This window comes from Mycolicibacterium novocastrense, from assembly GCF_001499835.1.
Classification (GTDB): Bacteria; Actinomycetota; Actinomycetes; order Mycobacteriales; family Mycobacteriaceae; genus Mycobacterium; species Mycobacterium novocastrense.
The window spans coordinates 180,533-201,631 of sequence record NZ_LQIH01000056.1 but is presented as its reverse complement, the minus strand read 5'-3'; the positions used below and the strand labels follow the sequence as shown (position 1 = coordinate 201,631).

The window sequence follows — 21,099 nt, the reverse complement described above, 5'->3', positions numbered from 1 at the left end:
GTGGCGTGTCGTGTGCAGACTCGCACGCTCGCGCCCACCCGACGATGGCCCGGCGCTACGGCTTGATGCGGATATGGCCTGGGCTGTACAGGCCGCTGTGGGTGGCCGTGCCGAAGTCCAACGTCGCCGGCGTCGCTCCTTGCGCCTCAGGGGTCATCTCGAACCGGCGCAGCGAGCCCCAGTCCCGGCCCCAGTCCTCCGACAGATACGTCGCCATCACGTGCGCGCGCATCAGCAGATCCGTGATCCCCAGCAGACCGCCGTTGAGGCCGTCCTGCCACGTGTCGGTGTCCTTGCGCTTGGCGTTGTAGTCCGGAGTGATGCGGAACTTCGGAATCTCGGTGACGCCGTTGGCGTGCAGCATCGGCTGCTGGCACGGGAACGCCAGTCCGACCGCCCAGTCCATCAGCACCGGCTGCTCCGAGCCGACGTACTCCTGTACCGACCGCAGTTCGGGCACCCGGGGTGGAGTCACCGCGAGCCAGTCGCCCGGCGTGAGCGAAAGATCCTCGGCGACAACCCGAACGGCGACCGCGTCGGCGGGGATGTCGGCGCGGGGGAAGCGCAGGTTGCGCCACGACGGGATCGGGCCCAGGTCGTAGGGCACCATCCGGCCGGCGGGTACCAGGGCGCCGTCCGGAGCGCGGCGCGCGTACTCCAACTCGACCGTCTCGCCCTCGGTGCGCCCGTTGAACACGCTGTCGCCGGTGATGGTTCCGGCGGCGGTGACGACAACCAGCGGGTGCGCATCGTCGGGGGCCGGCAGTTCGTACCAGGCCGACGTCAACCGGCTCTGCTGCTGGGGTCCCTCGACGTAGGTGCCCGCCAGCGGCACCCGGTTCGGGTCGAGCCCATAGGGCAGCGGCACCGTGGATCCATTGACCCCGGGCTCTTCGAGCTCGGTGGGCTGGTCCCAGTCGTAGTCGGTGCCCGGCATCGGCAGGTTCATCCGGATAGCCTCGGCGACAATCTTTTCCGGCACACCATCGGCGGTGAACCCGACGGGCCGGTCTCCGCCCAGCGGGCCCAACGGCCCGTACTGTCCGGGCAGCGCTGTCAGAAAGCCTTGGTTGGCGTCGGGTTCGACGAGCACGTCGTCGGCAAGCCCGCAGCCACCGGCGAAGGCGCGCAGGTTGGCCCACGCGTTCGAGTAGGTGGGGTACTGGCGAACCGCGCCGACGAGCATCGAACCGACGAACACCACCACCATGAAGCCCGCGACAACCGGGATCGGCGCCGCGGTCAGCGCCCGGGCGATGCGGCCTTCGCCGCGGGTCCGCGACGAGAAGTGCAGCCAGGCCGCCCATATCGCCGCGATCGCGAACAGCCCGAAGAAGATCGTGCTGACGGTGACGCCGCCGATCGCGGGTTCGTCGTTGTTGAAGGGCACGCCGTAACTGGAGACGTACCACCAGCCGTTGGTGGTCGCGAAACACAGTGCGAGCACGAACAACACGGCGGCCAGGAACGCCATCCGGTTGCGTGACCACCTCAGCACGGCCGGCGACACCAGCACGGTGGCCAGCGCCGCCATCGCGGCGCCCACCGCGGCGAACAGACCGAAGTGATGCACCCACTTGGTCGGGGTGAACATCAGGAAGAACACCGTGCCCAGGATGATGCCGATCAGCCGCCACGCGGGGCCCCGTGCCACACCGGGCACGCGTCCGCGCCGCAGCAGGATGAACATCGAGGCGAACAGCGACAGCGCGGTGATCAGGAACCCGAAGCGACGCGACAGCGATCCGTCGACGGTCGGCAGGATCAGGTAGTAGTAGCGCAGGTTCTCGGTGTACCACTCCTGGTTCGGGCCGATGGCGGTGCGAATCCTGGTGGCCTCCAACACCGTTGCGATGGTCTGATCGAAGAAGACCACCGTCAGGATCACCGTTCCGGCGGCAAGCAGCGGCAACACCAGCGGCCAGACGCCCACCACCTGCCGTCGACGCACGAGGATGCGCAACAGCGGTCGGCCGCCTGCCAGCAGCGCGGCGACCGCGATCAGGCCCGTCGGCTGGATTCCGAGCGTGAACGCCGCCGTGATGATCGCGAACGCCGCGGGAGTGAGCCGTCCGGAGGTGATGGCCCGCTCGATCAGCACATAGGTGATCAGCGCGCCGGTGGCGATCTGGCCCTCGGGGCGCAGGCCGTTGTTGAACGGCATCCACGCCGCGAGCAGCACCAGACCCGCCGCCCACAGCGCGGGCTTGCTCGCGGCGACGGCCGGACCGAGTCGCGGCAGCACCTCGCGAGAAAGCAACAGCCAGCACACGATTCCGCACACCAGGTCCGGCAGTCGCATCCAGATGCTGGCGTCGCTGACGCTCGTCATCATCGCCAGCAGGTTGTAGTACCAGCCGAACGGGTCCTCGGGGCTGCCGAACCATCGGAAGTAGTTCGACATGTACCCGGCGTGTCCGGCCACCCGGGCCATCCCCAGGATGTAGCCGTCGTCAGAGGAGTTGGCCCCGATCACGTGCCAGAGGGCGAAACCGCCGACCACCACCACATCGGTGGGGGTGAACGTCCGCCACCGCTGCGGTATCAACCGCCGCATCCGCCTGCCGTCCATGCGGTCCAGGCGCCACAACGCCAGCAGTGCGATCGCCGTCGACACGATGGCCAGCACCATCGCCGTCAGCTTCAACGGCGTCGGCTCGGTGGTGAACCGGGTGTCGATCTCTGCCGACAGGCTCAACCCCGGCGGGGCGGGGCCGGTCAGATCGGTGAACACCCCGACGATCGCTGGGCGCAGGTTCGGGTCCGGGAAACCGGTGTACTGCGGGGACCCGTCGGCCTTCGTCAGGCCGACGAACGTCGCGAACGTGCCCTCCTCGGAGGAGGTGATCTCGATTCGTGAGCACCCCGGGGACTCTCCGGTGCCGACCACCCGGGCCCGGGGGACGCTGGCCACCACCACGTTTCGGTCGGTGATGTCGACGCGTTGCGGGTTGACCGTCACGAACAGGCCCTGCAGTGCGGCCTGCTTACCGTCCTTGGGCGCGGTGCCGAGCACCATTCCGCCGCGCGGCGGCATCGTGCGGATCACCTCGCACGGCACCGTCACCGTCATCCGCACCGGCGTCTGCGTGATCAACGGCGCGGTGACGCTGTTCAACTCCCCCTGCTGCGGCCAGTTCAGCGTCGCCGTGGTCTGTTCCACCGGTAGCAGGGGCGTGGCCACCGACAGCACGAAGCCGATCAGCCCCGCGATCGCCGCGACCCACCGGGCGATCCGCACTTCAGAACTCGACGTCCGGCTCATGGCAGCGCCCTGATGGGTCCGTTACGGCTCCAACCGAATACGCGCACCGCTCCTTGTTCGACGACGGCGTCGGGGGCCTCGGATTCGGGCACCACCCGCAGGTAGCGCTCGATCGAACCCCAGTCGCGGTACCAGTCGTCGCGCAGATAGGTGGGCACGGTCGAGGTGCGCAACAGCGCCTGGATGAACAGGAACGGACCGCCGTCCTCGGCCGACTGCCACTGGTTCGAGGACACGACCACCTGCTTGAGGTTCGGAAGGATGCGGTATTCCGGCAGTTCGGCGATGCCGAGATGTTCGGAGAACGGGTTCTGGCACGGGAAGTTCGCGGCCGTCGCAATGTCCATCAGCACCGGCGTCTGCGAGCCGAGGAACTGCTGCGCCGTCACCAGCACCGGCACCCGCGGCGGGGTGAACGCGAACCACTGGTCGGTGGACAGGTTGGGGTCGTCGGCGACGATGCGCGCGACATTGGCCTCCGGCGGCGCCGTCGTGAGCGGGAAACGCAGGTTGCGCCAGGCCTTTTGGGGCCCCGGCCCGATGTCGATCGGCTGCACCTCGGTCAGCGGCGCATAGCTGCCGTCGGGGCGGTGCACACCCCACTGCAACTTCAGCGACTGCCCGTAGTTGAACGAGCCGTCCTCTTCGTAGAACCAGATCGCCCCCGCGGCCGCGACGGTGACCAGCGGCCGGTCCGGGGTGCGTGGCGGCAGTTGGTACCACGCCGACGTCACCTTGGCCGCGACGGTATTTTCGTCGTAACTGCCCATCACCGGCGTGCGTTCGGGGTCGAGTCCGAACGGCAGGAACACGTTCGAGCCGTTCACGCCCACGGGTCCGTAGCCGCCGCCGGTGCCCGCGGCGAAGCCGATGCCGATGTTCGGTTCATTGGGCGATCCGTCGGAGTTGACCGTGCCGGGGTTGGCGGTGATCGGTTCGGGCGGTTCGAGGGTGTCGCTGACGCCGTTGGGGTTGAAGCCGACCGGGTCCTCCCCGCCGAGCGGGCCGTACTCGCCGAAGCGTTGTCCCGGAACCGGTTGCAGCATCCCGGCATTCGTGTCCGGTTCGACGAGCACATCGTCGGCCATCGCGCAGCTGGTGTCCGAGAGACCGGACTTCAATGCCGAGACGTTGGCCTTGGCTGTGGTGTAGACGGGGTAGCGCTGCACGGCACCCTTGGCCATGGAGCCGACTTCGAGCACCACCATGATCGTCGCCACCACCAGCAGCGGCGTGGAGGCGAGCACGCGGTTGCGCTTGGTGTTGGCGACCTCCGTGTGTCCCGCGTAGTCCATGCGGAAGTGCAGCCACCCGGCGAGCAGACCGGTCACGATCGCCAAGGCCAGGAAGATCCCCGTCACCGGGATACCGGCGATCACCGGCTGCTTGTCGAACCACGGCACACCGTAGTTGCCGACGTAGAACCAGCCGTTGATACCCGATGTGGCCCAGGCCAATACGAACAGCAGCGCGGTGACGTAGAGCGCGAGGTTTCGCCGGCTGTGCAACCCGACGCGGCTGAACGCGAACGCCGTCACCGCACCGAGCGCACCGGCCAGCCCGGCGAAGGCACCGAACTGCACGGCCCACTTGGTGGGCGTGAACGTCAGCAGCAGAAGGCCGATCGCGGTCGACCCGATGAGCCGCCACACCGGCCCGCGCGCCATGCCGACGACACCGCCGCGCCGCAGCAGCACCGCGAGCATCCCGAACAGGCACAGCAACAGCACCAGCACCGCGAAGCGTCGGGTCAGGGACGAATCGACGCTGTCCTCGACGGTGAGGAAGTAGTAGCGCAGGAACTCCTGGTACCACGCGATGGTCGGGCCGACGACGTACTTGATGCGGGCCGACTCGGCCACCGTGGCCAGAGTCTGGTCGCGGAACACCACCACGAAGATCAGCGCGAGCGCACCCAGCAGCGCCGCCAGCGGTGCCAGCACACCGTCGACCGGACGGCGCGCGCGAATGGTGCGCACGATCGCGCGGGCCCCGACCAACAGCGGCGCGATTGCGATCAGTCCCTGCGGCGCCAGCGTCACGCTGAACACCGCGACGACGACGGCCAGCGCGGCCGGCCACGTCCGCCGGGTGGCGACGGCGTTCTCCACCAGCACCCAGACGGCGACCGTTCCGAACGCGATGAGCGGTTCGGGTCGCAGGCCGTTGTTGAACGGCAGCCATGCCGCCAGGAACACCGCTCCGGCCGTCCACACCGTCACCCGGTTGGCAGCGAGCCGGCGGCCGAGGCGGGGCAGGATGCAGCGGCTGACGATCAACCAGGCGCCGATCGCCGCCAGCGTCGCGGGCACCCGCATCCACACACTCGCGGTGCTGACCGAGGCGAACGCCGCCAGCAGGGACTGGTACCAGTCGAACGGGGCCTCCGTGGCGCCGAAGAACCGGTAGTAGTTCGCGGTGTAGCCGGCGTCAGCGGAGACCCGGGCGATGGTGAGGTTGTAGCCGTCGTCCGACGACAGCGCGCCGATGACGTGCCACAGCAGCAAAGTGCCCACGACGGCGAGGTCGGCCACCCAGTGCCAGAAGCCGACGCGCCAGAACCGCCGCCATGCGCGCGCCACGCGGCGACCGCTGTGGCGGTCCAGCACCGCCAACGCGACGATCGACGCGATCACGCACAAGACCCCCAGCACCATCACGGCGAGCTTGAGCGCGGTGGGCGAGGTGATGAACCGGGTGTCGACGTCGACGCGCGCCGACAGCCCCTCCTGTGGCGCGACCTCCATATCCGTGAAGACGCCCGCGACCTGAGGTTTCTCCTCGGCGGGCAGGGTCCCCGCGGCCCCGGGCAGCCCGATGAAGTCGGCGCCGGCCTCGCCTGGGTTGGCCCAGATGTGCAGCGTGCTGCAGGCGCCGCCCTCCACGGCCGGGCGCGGTGCGACGGCGGCGACGGAATCGCGGAACGCCACGACGACGACGTCGGAGGTGGCGCGCACGAACAGCCCGTTACGGCTGGCGTCGATGCCGCCCGGCGGGACTGTCGACAGCACCAGGCCACCGTCATCGCGCAGCGTGGCGACGGCCCGGCAGGGGATCGAGATGTCGAGGGCCTGCGGCGCGCCGGAGACCAGCGGGGCGGTGATGTCGCTGACGAACCCGTCGGGCCCGGTGCCCTGCGGCCACAGGATGGTGGCGGTGGTCTGGTTGACCGGCAGCAGCGGGACCAGCCCGCACAGCAGCACCCCGGCGATGCCTGCGACGACGGCGATCAATCGCGCGATTCGATGGGCAGGCACGAGCGTCGATGGTAGGCGACGAAATCCTCGGAGTCGGTGACGCCAGGCCCACATACCTAGAACTGCTAGGGTGTGACCTAGCAGTTCTAGGTATAGGAGGCTCGGGCGTGCACATCGAGAAAGATCTGGTGGCTGCCTCCGCCACCCCGCTGGTCCTCGGGATTCTGGCCGACGGCGAGTCCTACGGTTACGCGCTCATCAAGCGGGTCAACGAGTTGTCGGGTGGCCGGATGCAGTGGACCGACGGCATGCTCTATCCGCTTCTGCACCGGCTGGAACGACTGGGCTACGTGTCGGCGCACTGGCGGGTCTCCGAGGGCGGCCGCCGACGCAAGCATTACGCGATCACCCCCGCCGGCCTTCAGACGCTCGCCGAACGGCACCGGCAGTGGACCGTCGTCGCCGAGGCGCTGGAGCGGGTCTGGAAGGGCATGCCCACCGATGCGGCTCCGGGGTGGGCGTGATGCAGGCCGACAGCGAGCTGGAATCGCAGATCGCCCACTGGCGTGGCTACGTCCAGCGACACCGCGCCATCGCCGCGGCCGATGTCGACGAGATGGAGGATCACCTCCGCGAGCAGATCGCCGATCTGTCGCGCGCCGGACTCTCCGGAGACGAGTCGTTCCTGGTCGCGGTCAAGCGGATGGGCAACGTCGACGCGATCTCGCGGGAGTTCGCCCGCGAGCACTCCGACCGGTTGTGGAAGCAGCTGGTGCTCGTGTCAGAGGAGACGGTCGAGGACTCGGCCCGGCCTCATCGGGAACTGCTCGTCGTGCTCACGCTCGGGCTCGGTGCGGGCATCGCGGTCAGGTTGGGCTTCGCGTGGCTCGGCGACGACCTCACCTTCGTGCGCAACGCGGGGTTCTTCGTATTCCCGTTCCTGGTGGGCTATTTCGCCTGGAAGCGACGACTGCGCTTGCGGCAGTGGGCGTTGTTCATGGTGCCCGCCGCGGTGTTGGCCCTCGCGCTGAACACCTACCCTTTCGGCGACGACTTCTGGGACCACCGCGACACCGAGGTGCTCGCCGCGATCCATACGCCGATCGTGCTGTGGCTGCTCGTCGGCCTGGCCTACGTCGGCGGGCGGTGGCGCTCCCATTCGCGCCGAATGGATTTCATCCGCTTCACCGGAGAATTCGTCGTCTACTTCACGCTGCTGATGATGGGCGTCGGGGTGTTGATGCTGTTGACCGCGGGCGCCTTCGATGCCATCGGCGTGGACCTGGAGGACTTCGTCAGCCTGTGGGCGCTGCCGATCATCGTGCCGACGGCGATCATCGTCGCGGCGTGGCTGGTCGAAGCCAAGCAGAACGTCATCGAGAACATCGCGCCGGTCCTGACGCGGGTGTTCACTCCGCTGACGATCATCATGCTGCTCGCGTTGCTGGTGGCGTTCTCGTCGGCCGGCAGCGTCATCGGTGTGGATCGCAACCTGCTGATCCTGATGGACCTCATCCTGGTCCTGGTGCTCGGTCTGCTGCTGTATGCGATCTCCGCCCGCGACCCGCTGGCTCCGCCTGCCGTGTTCGACTGGCTGCAACTGGTTCTGGTGCTCAGCGCGCTGGCCGTCGACATCCTGATGCTCGCCGCGATGCTCATCCGCATCGCCGAGTTCGGCTACAGCCCGAACAAGGTCGCCGCGCTCGGGCTGAACCTGGTGCTGCTGGTCAACCTGATCTGGTCGGCTTGGCTCGTGCTCGGCTTCCTGCGGCGACGACGGCCGTTCGGCGACGTCGAACGCTGGCAGACCCGCTACCTCCCGGTCTACGGCGCGTGGGCCGCGCTTGTGGTGGTCGCGCTGCCGCCGCTGTTCGGGTTCATCTAACGGGTTGATTCCACGCACCAGGCGCGTGCGATCAACCCCTTAAGCGGTTATCCACAGCCGGTCCGGCATCAGCTGGTCGTGGTTCGGTGGCTGGTTCACGCTTATCCGCGTGACGCGATGGCATCTCGGGCAGGTCGCGGACTTCACCGTCGCGCAGGACGGAGTCGTCGCACGACGCCAAATGGTCTCGGCCGGAGCCACTGATTTCGACATCGCGCGACTGGTACGCCGCCGCGAATTGATACCGCTCGAGCGCGGTGTCTACGTCAATCACAGTGGGCGCCTCACCCAGATGCAGCGGCACTGGGCCGCGGTGCTGGCGTTCTGGCCGGCGGCGCTGGCACATGTATCGGCACTGCCCAATCCGCCACCGACTGTTGTACACATCGCGATCGACTCGTCGCGCAATCTGCGGACGCTGCCGGGCATCGTGCTGCACCGGACGCCCGACTTCGCGCACCGTGCCGACCTCTTTCGCAACCCTCCGGCAATTCGATTGGAGCACGCGCTGATTGACGTGGTCGGCGGCGAGCTCCGAGAGGAGGACGTCGCGGCGGCGTTCGCAGAAATGGCGCGAGTGTGTGCAACGTGGCGCACCACCCCGCAGCGGATACTGCAGACGTTGGAAACTCGCCGACGTGTCCCGGGGCGGCGCACCGTGGAGGCGATGCTCACCGACCTTCGCGACGGCGCGTGTTCGGTGCTGGAGCGCGGCTACCTGCTTCGGGTCGAACGAGCGCACGGGTTGCCCAGAGGAAAGCGGCAGGCGCGCAGCACCGCGACCGGCCGGGCCACCTACCAGGATGTGCGCTACGGGCGCCAAGGGGTCGTCGTCGAGCTCGACGGTCGCGCGTTTCACGATTCGCCGCGCGACCGCGACCGCGATGCACTGCGTGATCTCGCGGAGTTGAGCCGGTCGGATCTGGTCACCATTCGGCTTACCTACGGACTGGTCTTCGGCGATACATGCCGCACGGCCCAGCTGATCGGCGGCGTGCTCAGGCGTCGCGGCTGGACCGGTCGCGTGCGCACGTGCCCGGTATGCGGTCCCGCGGTCGCACTAACGGGTTGATTCCACGCACCACGTGCGTGCGATCAACCAGCTAAGGGCAATCGAGCAACAAAGTCAGGACAGGCGCAGCGGCGCCGGGCTCCACAACCCGCTGCGCGTCGCCGTGCCGAGGTCGAGGCGGGCCTCCGCGGCGTTCGGGTACCACGGGGTGAGCTGCTGCAGTGAGCCCCAGTCCCGGAACCAGTCGTCCTGCAGATACGTCGGCACCGTCGTGGCCCGCACCAGCAGTTCGGTGATGCCGAGCGGCCCGCCACCGAGGTAGTCCATCACCGGCGAGTTCGCCTCGGCCCCGAAGCGGTCGGGCAGGATCCGCCACTTGGGCACCTCGACGACGCCGTTCTGATGGCCGAACGGCCGCTGGCAGGGGAACGCCAACCCGACCAGCCAGTCGAGCAGCACCGGATCCGACGATCCGACGACGTCCTGCAGCGTGCGCAACTCCGGGATCCGCGGCGGCGTCACCGCGATCCAATGCTGCGGGTCGAGGTCGTCGTCGGAGGCCACCAACCGGATCTGGGTGGCCTCGGGCGGTATCGCGGCCAGCGGGGCTCGCAGGTTGCGCCACGCGGGGGAGGCGCCGACATCGGCGAACCCGATCGCACCACCCGGCTCGTCGGCGGCCGCCTGCTCGTCGGTCGCCCACTGCACCGTGACCTCACCCGCGTCGAACCGGCCTGCGGCCGAGATGACCAGCAGCGGGCCGGCGTCGTCGCGGTCCGGCAGCCGGTACCAGGCCGAGCGCAACTGCGCGGGCTGCTGCGTGCCGGCACGCCAGCTGCCCATCACCGGCGTGGTGGCCGGATCGAGTTTGTAGGGCAGCCGGGCCCGTGAACCGTTGACACCGGCGGCGGCTGTCGTGCCGCCCTCGGTGCCGCCGTTGCCCGCCTGGTCGTCTTCGCTGTCGGTGTCGGCGAAGTTGGTGGAGGTGCCCTGCCCGCTCATGGTCTCGTCGGCGGAGACGTCACTGGGAATCCCGTTGGGGTTGAACCCTTGTGCGGTGCCGGCGCCGAGCGCCTCACCGACGGGCGTGTCGATCGGCGTCAGCATGCCGACGTTGGGGTCCTCCTCGACGAGCACATCCTGGGCCATCCCGCACGTCTTGCCGGTCACGGCTTCGAGGTTGGACCGGCCGACGCTCCACGCCGGGTACTGGTCGATCATGGCCAGCGTCAGCGAGAGCACTTCGAAAACCACCAAAAGCCATGTGGCGATGGCCAACGGCGCCTGCAGCATTCGTTGCCAGCGCCGTTGCGGGCCGGGCGGCGACGAGTCGCGTCCGGAGAAGTGGAACCACGCGGCGGCGAGCAGGGCCAGCACGGCCAGCCCGAGCAGCATCGTCGAGAAGCCGAACTTCCACTCCGGCATGGCATTCGACCACGGCACACCGAAGTTCGACACGTACCACCAGCCGTTGACGGTGGCGAACGACAGCGCCATCGCGAACAGCACCGCGGCGCCGAACACCGAGCGGTTGCGGCGCGAGCGCATCGCCGTGGCGGTGACGGCGACTGCGGCCAGCGCGCCCAGGGAGCCGGCGAGCCCGGCGAACACGCCGAAATGGTGGGTCCACTTGGTCGGGGTGAACATCATCGCCAGAAACGAGATGACCGTGATGCCGATGATGCGGCGGCTGGGTCCCAACGCCGTACCGGGAATCTTGAACTTGCGCAACGACATCGCGACGGCAACGGCCAGCGCCAGCAACAGCGTGAGCACGGCGAACCGGCGCGCCACCGAACCGTCGGGGCTCAGCGTGAACAACCGCTCGTAGCGGATGTGCTCGTCGAACCAGCTCAGGCTCGGCCCCACCGCGGACTTGAAGGCGCTGGCCTGCAGTTCGGAGGCCAGCGTCTGGTCCCGGAAGATCAGGATGATCGTGACGGTGGCCGCGGCCAGGATCGGCGCCAGCAGCGCCAGGTAGCCGAATCGCGAGACATGCGCGGCGACAATGGTTTTCAGTGGCCCGACGGCCACCAGCAGCGCGCCCACGGCGGCGATACCCGTCGGGCCGGAGAACAGCGTGAGCGCACCGATGATGATCGCGACCGCCACGGGCAGCAGCCTGCTGGTGGCCACCCCCCGCTCGACCGAGCACCAGGTGAGAAGGATGCCCAGCGCGATGATCGGTTCGGGGCGTAGCCCGTTGTTCAGCGGCAGCCAGAACGCCAGGAACAGACCCGCCGCCGTCCACGCCGCCGCTGGTGTCTGCTTCACCGCGTGGCCCAGGCGCGGGATCACCTCACGGCTGATGACCCACCAGCACGCCAGCGCCATCACCAACGTCGGTAGCCGCATCCACACGCTGTTCGTGCTGACGTGCGCCCACAACGCCAGCAGGTCGTAGTACCAGCCGAACGGCGCCTCCGGCGTGCCGAACCACCGGTAGTAGTTCGCCATGTAGCCGGCGTGCTCGGAGACCCGCGCCATCGTCAGGATGTAGCCGTCGTCGGCGGTGTTGGCGCCGATGAAGTGCCACCACACCAGCACCGCGGTGACGACGCCGTCGAGCGGGCGCAGCGTCCACCACCTCGGGGGCAGGAACCGTCTGACACCGCGGCCGTCGGCGGTGTCGAGAAGGTGAAGGGCGACCAGGGCGATGACGGTCATCGCCACCCCTATGATCATCGCCAGCGTCTTGAGCAGCGTCGGCGATGTGCTGTAGCGGGTGTCGAGCGTCGCGGAGAATTCCAGCCCCGGCGGTGCCGGACCGCTGAGGTCGGTGAAGACGCCGACGATCTGGGGGCGGAAGTCGTAGCCGCCGCGCTCACCGCGCAGCGGTTCGCCGGGGTCCTCGCTCGGAATCCGTCCCGGGCCCTGAACGAGCCCGACGAACTCGCCGGTCACCTTGTCGGCGTGTGCGGTGAACGTCAACCGCTGGCATTGCGGGCTGAGTACCTGATCCAGCGGCGCGCTGACCACCGGGGTGTTGCGCACGATCACCAGCAGGTCGTCGTTGACCCGCTCGATGAGAAGACCGCGGTCGATGGCCTTGGGCGCCTGTTTGGGCACGGTCGACAACAGCACCGTGCGGCCCTGGTCGCCGGGCCCGGCCAACCCGGCCGCCGCGCGACACGGCACCGAGATCTCGAGGTCGGTCGCGACGTAGCCGATGAGCGGGGCGTCAACGCTTTGCAGGACGCCGTTCTGCGGCCAGTTCAGCTGGGCGGTCGTCTGCGTGACCGGCATCAACGGCGTCGCGATCGCCAGGAGCGCGCCGAGCAACCCGGCGACGATGGCAATGAGGCGCACCGTTCGATGGTTCGACCCGACCCCGGCTTCACCGACCACGGCGTTCGATCCTAATTGGGCTTGCGGATCGCCAACACGAACGGGCCGATGCTGGAGACCTCGAAGCGGGGGTCGTCGAACAATGTCTCGTCCAGGGCGACGTGGTAGCGGCGCACGTTGGGCTGGTTCGGGTAGACGTCGGAGGCCAGGCGCAACGTGTAGGTGTCGTCAGCGCCGCGGCGCATCAGAAACACCGTCGGCGGCTCCCACGGCAGCGCGTCGAGCGCGTCGATGAACTCATCGGCGTCGGTCAGCGTCGCCCAGCTTTCGATGGCTTCGGCACGCTTCTCGAACTGCGCGAGCGGATTCGCATAGTGCGAGGTCAATCCCTGGAAACCGTAGTAGGGGTAATAGGACAAGAAGCTGTAGTCGGCGGTCAGCACGACGGTCTCGTCGCGCGGTCGACCGGTCACCTCGGTGATCCGGTCGTCGATCTCGCGGTAGTAGCGCTCGGCACCGGGCGGTCGCCGGTCGGCGCGCTGACCGTATCCGTCTGTGTCGGTATAGGCGACGACGATGTCGGAGCGCAGCACGTCGGGGATGTCCTGGCTGTAGGTGACGGCGCCGATCGCGCCCAGCGCCGTGGCCGCCGCGACGACGCGTCGCGCGTTCTCGGGTCGCACCCGCGCCGCGACGGCACGCGTGACTTCGATGAAGCCGAAGGCGCCTGCCGCCGTCAGCAGCACGGTCAGCGTCGGGTTCAGTCGGAACGACAACAGCGTGGTGCCCGCCAGCGTGGTCAGCATCGACAGCAGCGACCAGGCGTAGACGGCGAGCACGGCGATCGCCAGAGCGCCGGCCCGGGTGGATGAGCGCGCACGCCAGACCAGCCACAGCGTGCCGAGCATGCACAGCGCTCCGAGCAGCGTGAAGTGCAGCATGGGGAACTCCAGTTGCGCGCCGTCGGTCGGCAGATAGTGCTGCGCGGTTCCCGAGTCGGCGGGCTCACCCCTGGCGGCGGCCAGCAGCCACGGCGCCCAGCCGATCAGCGCGATGGCACCCGAGATGACGGCGATGACCACCAGCCTTAGCAGCGGGTCGATCCGTTTGCGCGCGACGGCCAGCAGCACGCCCATGATCGCCAACGTGAACGCGGCGTAGGCGAACAGCAGTGTGTACGACAGCGCGGCGACGCCGAGGAAGAGCCCGGTGCCGATGACGGCGGGCCAGCCGCCGTTACGCGTCGCCCCGCGCAGACCCGACCACGACAGCACGAACACAGGCGGCAGCAGCACACAGACGATCGCGGCGTAGGGCTCGGCCGGGGAGTACGCCAGCGTGGCCGCGGCGGTGGCGGTGGTGACGACGAGCGCGTACTCGAAGCGAATCATGGCCGCCCACAACACGAACGCCACCGCGATCGCGGCGGTGATCGACATGATCGCCCACGGCTTGAACATCTCCCACGCGGGAGTTCCGGTCAGCGCGGCCAGGCGGCCACCGATCCAGAACCAGCCCGGCGGGTAGAACGGCGGCAGACCCATGTAGGTCATATCCCGCAGCGCTGCGCTGTCGGCCAGCCGGGTGAGGTACTCGGTGCGGAACTGCTGATCGACCGAGATGCCGTACAGGTAGAGCCGGGTCGCGCCGAGGGGCATCGCGAGCGTCACCACCGAGAAGGCGGACAGGAACAGCACCGCCCCGGCCCTCGCGAGCAGTCGGCGACCGCGCCGCCAGATCCAACCGCTGCCCAATAGCCCGGCCAGACAGGCGAACTGGCCCACCGTGGTCAACGCGTGCAGCTGATTGGACGAGTTGTACGCGGGCCACTCCACCCGCGCGATCGCAGCCAGTGAAACGACCGCGACGACGATCGCCACCGCGGCGGCCGCCACCATCTGGCCGGCGACCTTGATCGGCAGGGCCCGTGCGCCGCCTGGCATCAGATGGGTAGCTTGCGGAAGATCGGCCGCGGGATGTGGCGCAACACCATCATCACGTACCGGAACGCTCCCGGCGCCCATACCAGTTCCTTGCCTTTGGCGGCGGCCGTGACGGCCAGTTCGGCGACGTCCTCCTTGTCGACGGTGAACGGCGCCTCCTTCGCACCGGTGGCCTTCCAGTGCTCGATGGTGGTCGTGGTGCGGACCTGGCCGGGCCGGATCACCAGCACCCGAACTCCATGCTCCCGCAACGCCTCTCCCAGGCCGAGGTAGAAACCGTCGAGGCCGGCTTTGGTCGACCCGTACACGAAGTTGGACCGCCGCACCCGTTCACCGGCCGCCGAGCTCATCGCGATGATCTGCCCGAAGCCCTGGGCCCGCATCTTCTCGCCGATCAGCACGCCGACCGAAACCGCTGCGGTGTAGTTGATCTGGGCCACCTGCACGGCCTTGGACTGGTCCTGCCACAGCTCCTCGGCGTTGCCGAGCAGCCCGAAGGCCACGATCGCGACGTCGACGTCACCGTCGCTCCAGGCCTTGTCGATCACGGCGCGGTGACCGGCGGTATCGGTGCCGTCGAAGTCGATCCATTCGACGGACTTGGCCCCCGCGGCCGTCATTGCGGCGATCGCTTCGTCCTTGCGGGGGTGGTTCGGCAAGTCGGCCAGGATGATGCGGGCGTGTGCGTTGCGCAGGTAGCGCTCGCAGATCGCCAGGCCGATCTCCGATGTCCCACCGAGCAGCAGGATGGTCTGGGGGTTACCTACGGCATCAAGAACCATCTACAGCAGCTCCAAGCGTCGTGCCATGTCGGATGCGAAGACGCCGTTCGGGTCGGCCTTGCGGCGCACGGCGATCCAATCGTCGATACGCGGATACATCTTGTGGAACCGCTCGGCGCTGACCCGGGAGTCCTTCGCGGTGTAGACCCGGCCGCCGAATTCCATGACGCGTTCGTCGAGCTCGTTGAGGAATTCGTTGATTCCGGGCTTGTTCGGGAAGTCCATCGCCACGTTCCATCCCGCCATCGGGAAGCTCAGCGGCGCGCGGTTACCGCGCCCGAACAATTTGAACACGTTCAGCGCCGAGTAATGCCCGCGGGTCTGGATCCAGCGGATGATGGCCTTGAACTCCTCGAGCGCATCGGGCGGCACCAGAAACTGGTGCTGCGCGAAACCCGCTGGGCCATAAGCGTTGTTCCACCCGCTGACCAGGTCGAGCATGTGATAGAACTGCGACAAGTTCATGATCTTGCCGGTGTAGGTTCCGCCGAGGCGGTAGTACACCTCGCCGATCGCCATGAACGAGAGTTTGTTCATGGCGCTGACGGGGAAGATGTCGGGCACCGAAAGTAGCTGAGGCGCATCGAATTTCAGCGGGTCCCTGGCCAGCTTCGGCGGCAGCTGATCCAGCGTCGCGAGGCTGCCGCGGCTGATCGCGGCCCTTCCGAGTTTTGGCGGCGGGCTGATCAGGTCGAACCACGCGCTGGAGTAGGTGTAGCGGTCCTCGCTGCCGTCGAGGTGCACGGCGATGGTCTCATCCAGGTCGCCGGTGGACACGCCGTCGGCGATGAAGTACGCGGTTTCGGTGCGGGTCATCGCGATTCGGGCGCGCACCACGATCCCGGTGAGGCCGTTACCGCCGACCGTCGCCCAGAACAGTTCGGCGTCCGGCCCGTCGGGTGCGAGGGTGTGAACCTCGCCGTCGGCCATCAGCAGGTCCATCGACAGGACGTGATTGCCGAAGCTGCCTGCGCTGTGGTGGTTCTTGCCGTGGATGTCGGAGGCGATCGCCCCGCCGACGGTGACCTGCCGGGTGCCCGGCAGCACGGGCACCCACAGCCCGAACGGCAACGCCGCCTTCATCAGCTGGTCGAGGCTGACGCCCGCGTCGACGTCGGCCACCGCCGTGTCCGCGCTGATCGAGTGGATTCTGTGCAGCGCGGTCATGTCCACGACCAGGCCACCGCCGTTGCACGCCTGATCGCCGTAGGAGCGGCCCAGCCCGCGGGCGAGGACGCCGCGGTGCAGGAACGACGGGCTGGATGCGCCGCGGTCGGCGGTCTCGCGGACCGCACGGGCGATCACCTCGACATCCGGCGTGGTCAGCACCTGCGCGACCGACGGTGCCGTGCGGCCGAAGCCGGTCAGGGCACGCGAGGTCGTCGGCAGGTTCTCGGACATCGTGACGAGGGTACCGTGCGCTCACCGGCGCCCCGTCCAGCCGAACACAGGTCCCACGGTCGCGCCCAGTGTGGGGTTGTGTCACGCAACGTGGCCGGCGGCGTGACACAAGTCCACGCTCGCCACACGCCACGTCAGCGCAGCCGGAAGATGACCGCACGCTGGACGACGAAGTTGATCACCGTCGCCGTGCCCTGGGCGATGACGAACGCGACCGGCACCCGCCACGCCTTGTCGTCCCACGCCATGTACAGCACGTAGTTGATGCCGACCTGCGCGGCGTAGGTCACCGCGTAGAGCACACACACCGCGATGAACCGCGCGGTGCTCGGCGGTGCCTGGAAGGTCCACCGGCGGTTGATCAGATACGCCGTGGTGGTGCCCGCGATGAAACTCAGCGTCTTGGCCACGTTGACGTGCAGACCGGCCGCGAGCATGGCCACGTACAGACCGAAGTCGACGATCGCCGAGAAACCACCGGTGACGATGAACCGCCAGATCTGAGTGCCCAGGCTCAGGGTGGGCTGCATCGGGGGCTCGGCCACCCGGGCAGCTTACGTCGGCGCGAACTCACCGACACCGGGCCCGCACGTGAATGCGTCTCCACCAGCAGCCGTCACGTCGCTAGGTTTCAGGTGTGCAAACCCGGTCCGGTGCGGAGATCGTCGTCGACGGTGACGTCGTCTCCAAGCTGCACCGGCCGGGTACCGATCCGCGGGCGTTGACGGTCCGGTTGGGCATCGCCGCCCGGTCCGACTGCCTGCTCTCACCGTTGTCGACGGTTCCCGAGCCGGTCGCGGGCCGATGGCGAACCCGGTGGCCGCGCGTGGAAACCCTTGCGCCGCAACCGGAGTCGGTGCCATGGGCGCAAGCCGGACAACTGCTGGCCCGGCTGCACCGCGAACCACTGCCGCCCCGAGTGCCCGCGCACGGCTGGCCGCAACGCCTGCGGCGGGCCGTCGACGCGCTTCGCGGCGGCGAGCCGACACTGCGCCGCGCCGCGGCCGGCCTACCCGACGCGGTCTGGCTGGCGGGTTCTGCCGACCGGCCAACCACACTCGTGCACGGCGACTTCCATTTGGGGCAGCTCGGCCGCCACGACTCACGGTGGATTCTTCTCGACGTCGACGACCTGGGTGCCGGCGATCCGGCGTGGGATCTGGCCCGACCGGCCGGATTCTGGGCGGCGGGGCTGATCCCGGACGCCGACTGGCAACTCTTCGTCGACGCCTACCGCGCCGCCGGCGGTCCCGCACTGCCCGACGAAGACCCCTGGCCGGTGCTCGACGCCTTCGCGCGCGCGGCCGTCGTACAGGCCGCGGCCCACCATCGCGACGACGAACTGCTGATGGCCGCCTGCGCGCGGATGCTCTAGTACGCCTTAGCTGGAAAAGAACAGCCGGCCGAACCCCTGTTTGCGGTAGTACTTGTTGCCCCGATGGCCCCAACCCGGGCCGTATCCGTATCCCGGCTGGGCGGGCGGCGGGGGCGGCGCGGTCTGCACGAACCGGTTCTCCATCTGCGTCAGCGATTCGAGTTCGCCGAAGTCCAGGAAGATGCCGCGGCAGGTGTCGCACTGCTCCAAGTGGATGCCGTTGCGCTCGTATGTCCGCATCGAGCCCGCACACTTCGGGCAGGTCAACGTGCCCGTCGGTGCGGACGGCGGAGACGACGGCGGCTGATATGGCGGGATGCTCATATCCGCATAACGGCCGCGGGCGACGCCGAAGTTCCGCGCGGGCTCACACCCAGTACGCGACGCGGCCGCGGTACTGGCGCATGGCGAACGCCGCGAAGATCCACCCGACCACGGTCAGCACGATCACCACCACCCAGTGGCGCAGTTCCTGGTCGGCGCCGAGCAGGGGGGCCCGCACGATGTCGAGATAGTGCAGCAGCGGATTGAGCTCGACGATCTTGGTGTACTGCTCGGCGCCCTGCTGTCGCAGGGTGGACTCGTTCCAGATGATCGGGGTCATGAAGAACAACAGCTGCACCAGGCTGACCAGCAGCGGGCTGATGTCGCGGTAGCGGGTGGCCAGGATGCCGAAACACAGCGCGACCCAGATGCAGTTGAGCACGATCAGACCCAGCGCCGGAATGACCGCCAGGTCCGTCCAACTCCACGGCTTGGGGTAGATGATCGCGATGATCACGAAGATGATCATGTTGTGGGCGAACAGGATCATCTGTCGCCACACCAGCCGGTAGACGTGTACCGACAGCGGTGTCGGCAGCTGTTTGATCAAACCCTCGTTGGCGACGAACACGTCGGCGCCCTCCAGGATGGCCGCGTTGATCAGGTTCCACACGATCAGCCCCAGGGTGACGTATGGAAGATGTTCGGAGAGCTCGAGTTTGAACAGCTTCGAGTAGAGCAAGCCCATGGCGACCGCTGTCGCGCCGGTGGCGATCGTGATCCAGAACGGGCCGAGAACCGAGCGGCGGTAACGCTGTTTGATGTCTTGCCAGCCGAGGTGTAACCACAGTTCGTGCTTGCCGAAGCCGGCGACCAGGTCGCCCCAGGCCCGGCTCATGGTCTTCGACTGCGCAGCGGCGTCGGTGAACGTCACGGCTGAAGCCTCCCGAACCTCTCCTTGCGGCCCATGCGCCGCAACCGGATCCACTCCATCAGCCCGGCCGGGTCGCGGCGGGACACCAGGAAGAACCAACCGAAGCGCGCCCATTCCTGTAACTGCAGTCGACGCAATCCCGGCTGGGACAACAGATAGCCGCGATTGCGGTAGGTATAGAAACGTTTGGCCGTGTTGTCCGGATATTGCGTGTGCATCCGGCCGCCGAGGATCGGTTTGAACTCGTCACCGCCCTGCGGGTGCAGGTACACCGCGTCGAGGCAGGTGCCGAACGGCAAGCCGGATCGGACCAGCCTGCGATGCAGTTCGGTCTCGTCGCCGCGCACGAACAGGCGCAGATCAGGCACGCCGGTCGCCTCCAGCGTCGCGGCGGCGAACAGCGCGCCGTTGAACAGCGATGCGATGCCCGGCAACAATCCCCCGCAAGCGGGAGGTGCCCCCACCTCAGTCGATTCGGTGCGTAACTCGTCGACGCGGCGACGCCACACCAGCCCGCGACGCAGGGGAAACGCCAGCCGCCCGGGATCGGTCATGTCACAGACCATCGGCGACACCTCGGCGAGCCCGTGGCGGGCGGCGCAGTCGATCAGCGTGCCCAGCACCTCGGAGTCGGCTGGACGGCCGTCGTCGTCGGCCAACCACACCCAGTCCGCGCCGAGCGCCAGCGCATGCAGCATGCCCAACGCGAAACCGCCTGCGCCGCCCAGGTTCCGGCGGGATCCGAGATAGGTCGATGGGAGGGGTTGCGCGGCGACCAGCTCGGCGACGCGGGGATCGTCGTCGTTGTCGACGACAATCAGGTGGTCGGGGGCGCGGGTCTGGGCCGACACCGACTCCAGTGACTTCGCCAACTCGTCGAGACGACGGTGGGTCACCACCACCGCGCATATGACAGGGCCGGTTGGCTCGTCGGGCAAGCCCGCGTCGGCGGTCATCCCTGGCGCGTCTCTTCGAGCACTTCCCGGACATGCCGGGCGGCGTCCTCGCCCTCATAGGCACGCACGACGTCCTCGATGCCGCCGGTCATCTTGATCGTGCCGTGGTCGATCCACATCGCGGTGTTGCACAGCCGGGCCAGGAACTCGTTGGAGTGGCTGGCGAACACCAGGATGCCCGAGCGCGCGACGAGTTCGGCCAACCGGGTCTGCGCCTTCTTCAGAAACTCGGCATCCACCGCGCCGATACCCTCGTCGAGCAACAGGATCTCGGGGTCGATGCTGGTCACCACGCCCATCGCCAGACGCACCCGCATCCCGGTGGAATAGGTGCGTAACGGCATCGACAGGTAATCCCCCAGCTCGGTGAACTCGGCGATCTCGTCGATCTTGGCCAGCATCTGCTTGCGCGTCTGCCCCAGGAACAGGCCGCGGATGATGATGTTCTCGAAGCCGGAGATCTCCGGGTCCATCCCGACGCCGAGGTCGAACACCGGCGCCACCCGGCCGCTGACGGTCGCCACCCCCCGGGTGGGCTCGTAGATACCCGACAGCAGCCGCAGCAGGGTCGACTTGCCCGCACCGTTGTGCCCGACCAGACCCACCCGGTCGCCGAGTTCCAACGACATGGTGATGTCCCGCAGCGCCTCGATGACCACGACGTTGGAGTCGTTGCGTCCGATCGCGCCGCCGGCCTTACCGAGGAACGCCTTCTTCAGCGAGCGTGACTTCGCATCGAAGATCGGGAACTCCACCCACGCGTTGCGGGTCTCGATGTGTGGGACCAACGCATGCCC

At 68.2% G+C, this 21,099-nt stretch carries 15 protein-coding genes; 4 read left to right on the top strand and 11 right to left on the bottom strand.

The window, feature by feature from the left end:
- Window positions 1-55: 55 nt before the first annotated feature.
- Together AU072_RS24265 and AU072_RS24260 are read right to left on the bottom strand one after the other, a co-directional pair.
- On the bottom strand, window positions 56-3,265 hold the full coding sequence (locus tag AU072_RS24265) for an arabinosyltransferase domain-containing protein (RefSeq protein WP_064416092.1): 3,210 nt from the start codon (window positions 3,263-3,265) through the stop codon (window positions 56-58).
- Entirely contained in the window at window positions 3,262-6,522 is a 3,261-nt protein-coding gene (locus tag AU072_RS24260; RefSeq protein WP_064416091.1) for an arabinosyltransferase domain-containing protein, read from the bottom strand. The genes AU072_RS24265 and AU072_RS24260 overlap by 4 nt, the downstream gene beginning before the upstream one ends.
- 107 nt (window positions 6,523-6,629) lie before the next feature.
- Here AU072_RS24260 and AU072_RS24255 point away from each other — a divergent pair, with 107 nt between their 5' ends.
- The 3 genes from AU072_RS24255 to AU072_RS24245 all read left to right on the top strand — a co-directional run bounded on the left by AU072_RS24255 (window position 6,630) and on the right by AU072_RS24245 (window position 9,419).
- A complete protein-coding gene (locus AU072_RS24255) occupies window positions 6,630-6,986 on the top strand; it encodes a PadR family transcriptional regulator (protein WP_064416090.1) in 357 nt (118 codons plus the stop codon).
- The gene (locus AU072_RS24250; RefSeq protein ID WP_064416153.1) at window positions 6,986-8,347 is read left to right on the top strand and encodes a permease prefix domain 1-containing protein; all 1,362 of its coding nucleotides are present in this window, start codon (window positions 6,986-6,988) and stop codon (window positions 8,345-8,347) included. The genes AU072_RS24255 and AU072_RS24250 overlap by 1 nt, the downstream gene beginning before the upstream one ends.
- Window positions 8,348-8,456: 109 nt before the next feature.
- A complete protein-coding gene (locus AU072_RS24245) occupies window positions 8,457-9,419 on the top strand; it encodes a type IV toxin-antitoxin system AbiEi family antitoxin domain-containing protein (RefSeq protein ID WP_082680999.1) in 963 nt (320 codons plus the stop codon).
- A 54-nt stretch (window positions 9,420-9,473) separates the two neighbouring features.
- Here AU072_RS24245 and AU072_RS24240 read toward each other — a convergent pair whose 3' ends face one another.
- The 5 genes from AU072_RS24240 to AU072_RS24220 all read right to left on the bottom strand — a co-directional run bounded on the left by AU072_RS24240 (window position 9,474) and on the right by AU072_RS24220 (window position 17,303).
- A complete protein-coding gene (locus AU072_RS24240; RefSeq protein ID WP_064416089.1) occupies window positions 9,474-12,707 on the bottom strand; it encodes an arabinosyltransferase domain-containing protein in 3,234 nt (1,077 codons plus the stop codon).
- Between the two features lie 11 nt (window positions 12,708-12,718).
- Window positions 12,719-14,590 carry a galactan 5-O-arabinofuranosyltransferase gene (locus tag AU072_RS24235; protein WP_082680998.1) on the bottom strand — a complete coding sequence of 624 codons (1,872 nt, stop codon included), beginning with the start codon at window positions 14,588-14,590 and terminating at the stop codon, window positions 12,719-12,721.
- Window positions 14,590-15,372, bottom strand: coding sequence for a decaprenylphospho-beta-D-erythro-pentofuranosid-2-ulose 2-reductase (locus tag AU072_RS24230; protein ID WP_064416088.1), 783 nt, complete (start codon window positions 15,370-15,372; stop codon window positions 14,590-14,592). The genes AU072_RS24235 and AU072_RS24230 overlap by 1 nt, the downstream gene beginning before the upstream one ends.
- Window positions 15,373-16,773 (bottom strand): decaprenylphosphoryl-beta-D-ribose oxidase, encoded by a 1,401-nt coding sequence (locus AU072_RS24225; RefSeq protein ID WP_064416087.1) that lies wholly within the window; start codon window positions 16,771-16,773, stop codon window positions 15,373-15,375.
- Between the two features lie 134 nt (window positions 16,774-16,907).
- Entirely contained in the window at window positions 16,908-17,303 is a 396-nt protein-coding gene (locus AU072_RS24220) for a GtrA family protein (protein WP_064416150.1), read from the bottom strand.
- A 107-nt stretch (window positions 17,304-17,410) separates the two neighbouring features.
- Between AU072_RS24220 and AU072_RS24215 the strand changes: the two genes are divergently transcribed.
- On the top strand, window positions 17,411-18,148 hold the full coding sequence (locus AU072_RS24215; protein ID WP_064416086.1) for a phosphotransferase family protein: 738 nt from the start codon (window positions 17,411-17,413) through the stop codon (window positions 18,146-18,148).
- A gap of 6 nt (window positions 18,149-18,154) precedes the next feature.
- Here the strand turns inward: AU072_RS24215 and AU072_RS24210 are convergent, their stop codons facing one another.
- Genes AU072_RS24210 through wzt form a run of 4 tightly spaced genes read right to left on the bottom strand, consistent with a single transcriptional unit; the run spans window position 18,155 to window position 21,090 of the window.
- A complete protein-coding gene (locus AU072_RS24210) occupies window positions 18,155-18,472 on the bottom strand; it encodes a TFIIB-type zinc ribbon-containing protein (RefSeq protein ID WP_082680997.1) in 318 nt (105 codons plus the stop codon).
- Window positions 18,473-18,515: 43 nt separating this feature from the next.
- A complete protein-coding gene (gene wzm / locus AU072_RS24205; protein WP_064416084.1) occupies window positions 18,516-19,346 on the bottom strand; it encodes a galactan export ABC transporter permease subunit Wzm/RfbD in 831 nt (276 codons plus the stop codon).
- Window positions 19,343-20,302, bottom strand: a complete 960-nt coding sequence (glfT1, locus tag AU072_RS24200) for a galactofuranosyltransferase GlfT1 (protein ID WP_064416083.1) — start codon at window positions 20,300-20,302, stop codon at window positions 19,343-19,345. The genes wzm and glfT1 overlap by 4 nt, the downstream gene beginning before the upstream one ends.
- Window positions 20,299-21,090, bottom strand: a complete 792-nt coding sequence (gene wzt / locus AU072_RS24195; protein WP_064416082.1) for a galactan export ABC transporter ATP-binding subunit Wzt/RfbE — start codon at window positions 21,088-21,090, stop codon at window positions 20,299-20,301. Before wzt ends, glfT1 begins: the two co-directional genes overlap by 4 nt.
- Window positions 21,091-21,099 lie beyond the last annotated feature (9 nt).

Coding starts and splice junctions, on each gene's coding strand:
- AU072_RS24230 (WP_064416088.1), bottom strand. CDS start 15,372: ATGGTTCTTGATGCCGTAGGTAACCCCCAGACCATCCTGCTGCTCGGT.
- AU072_RS24220 (WP_064416150.1), bottom strand. CDS start 17,303: ATGCAGCCCACCCTGAGCCTGGGCACTCAGATCTGGCGGTTCATCGTC.
- glfT1 (WP_064416083.1), bottom strand. CDS start 20,302: ATGACCGCCGACGCGGGCTTGCCCGACGAGCCAACCGGCCCTGTCATA.
- AU072_RS24210 (WP_082680997.1), bottom strand. CDS start 18,472: ATGAGCATCCCGCCATATCAGCCGCCGTCGTCTCCGCCGTCCGCACCG.
- AU072_RS24265 (WP_064416092.1), bottom strand. CDS start 3,265: ATGAGCCGGACGTCGAGTTCTGAAGTGCGGATCGCCCGGTGGGTCGCG.
- AU072_RS24250 (WP_064416153.1), top strand. CDS start 6,986: ATGCAGGCCGACAGCGAGCTGGAATCGCAGATCGCCCACTGGCGTGGC.
- AU072_RS24225 (WP_064416087.1), bottom strand. CDS start 16,773: ATGTCCGAGAACCTGCCGACGACCTCGCGTGCCCTGACCGGCTTCGGC.
- AU072_RS24235 (WP_082680998.1), bottom strand. CDS start 14,590: ATGCCAGGCGGCGCACGGGCCCTGCCGATCAAGGTCGCCGGCCAGATG.